General features: G+C 69.4%; 2 protein-coding genes. One reads left to right on the top strand and one right to left on the bottom strand.

Features of this window, described 5'->3' with window-relative positions:
• The coding region (locus FE256_RS17885) for a LysR family transcriptional regulator (RefSeq protein ID WP_138178338.1) at positions 1 to 316 on the bottom strand (316 nt) is incomplete at its 3' end.
• A 120-nt stretch (positions 317 to 436) separates the two neighbouring features.
• Here FE256_RS17885 and FE256_RS17880 point away from each other — a divergent pair.
• On the top strand, positions 437 to 1,652 hold a 1,216-nt coding region (locus tag FE256_RS17880; RefSeq protein WP_138178336.1), incomplete at its 3' end, for a cytochrome P450.

The following is a 1,652-nucleotide window of genomic DNA, read 5'->3' as shown; positions in this document are numbered from 1 at the left end:
GGTAGCAGCCGATCGTGATGGGTCCGACGAGCTCTCCGGGCTCCCCGCGCAGACCGATCATGAGCTCCCGGGATGCCGCGAGCAGCGGCCGCGCGCGGTCGACCACGTGGACGCCCGCGCTGGTGAGCGACACCCCGTGCGCGCGTCGGCGCACCGTGAGCGGTGCACCGACGATCCGATCGAGGTCGGCGAGGGCATCGGAGAGGGTGGAGGGCGAGACGCGGAGCTCCGCGGCTGCGGCGGCGATCGTGCCGGCGTCGGCGACGGCGGTGAGGTAGCCGAGCTGGCGCAGTGTGAAGTCGGGGACGGCGAGCATCGTGAGCCCTTACATCGGAAATATCGAGGAAGTAGACCGGAAAAAGCCGCTTTTGCCGGTGTATGGCTCGAAGGATACTCGAACTGTTCGCCGCCGAACACCGACACGAGGAAGTGCACCGTGAGCCGACCCGCCCCCATCGCCGACTGGGTGACGATCCCCGACCTCTACCGCGACCCCTTCCCGATCTACGACCGTCTGCGGGCCGAGGGCGGCGTGCACTGGGTGCCGAGCGTCGGGCGCTACCTCATCACGAGCTACGACGCCGTGCACACGACCGAGTTCGACCAGGAGACGTTCTCGGCGAACGAGGAGGGGTCGCTGCAGATCCGTGCGATGGGGCACTCGATGCTGCGCCGGGACGATCCCGAGCACTACCCGGAGCGCAAGGCCTGGCAGCCGGTGCTGCGCCCGGGCGTGGTCAAGCGCACCTGGACGAGCGTGTTCGAGCGCAACGCCGACCGCTACCTCGACGAGATGATCGCCAAGGGCCCGGGCGCCGACATCGTCTGGGACTTCGCCGCCCCGTACGCCGCAGAGAACCTGCGCGAGATCCTGGGTTTCCACAACGTGCACCAGGAGGACCTGCAGCGCTGGTCGCAGACGCTCATCGACGCCACCGGCAACTACGCCGACGATCCCGAGGTGTGGGCGAAGGGCAAGCGGTCGTTCGACGAGGTCGACGCGGCCCTCGACGAGATGCTCGCGTGGCACGCGAAGAACCCCGACCACTCGCTCATCTCGACGCTGCTGCGCATCCCCGACTACGAGATGCCGATCGAGAAGATCCGCGCGAACGTCAAGATGACGATCGGCGGCGGACTCAACGAGCCCCGCGATGCCCTCGGCGTCGCCGCATGGGCGCTGCTCGAGCACCCGGATCAGCGTCGGGCGGTCGAGGCCGACCCCTCGCTGTGGCCGGCGGTCTTCGACGAGGCCATCCGCTGGATCGCACCCATCGGCCTGTACTCGCGTCAGGTCACGACCGACACCGTTCTGGCCGGGGTGCAGCTCCCCGCCGGGGCGAAGCTCGGTATCTGCATCCTCTCGGCCAACCGCGACGAGAACATCTGGCCGGATGCCGCGAAGTTCGACATCCGTCGCGAGGTCACGCCTCACCTCGCCTTCAGCAAGGGCGTGCACGTGTGCCTGGGCGCCTGGGTCGCCAAGGCCGAGGTGGCCACGGTCGGTCTGCCGCGGCTGTTCGAGCGCTTGCGAGGCCTCGACCTGCATCCGGAGCGTCCCGCCGTGATCGGCGGATGGGTCTTCCGCGGGATGCTCGAGCTCCCGGTCACGTGGGACGCGGCGACGGCCGCCGTCCACGCCCCCGAGACCC

This window comes from Microbacterium sp. 5K110 (assembly GCF_005774735.1).
Classification (GTDB): Bacteria; Actinomycetota; Actinomycetes; order Actinomycetales; family Microbacteriaceae; genus Microbacterium.
The sequence above is the reverse complement of the archived record's forward strand: the minus strand, read 5'-3'. Positions and strand labels throughout refer to the sequence as shown.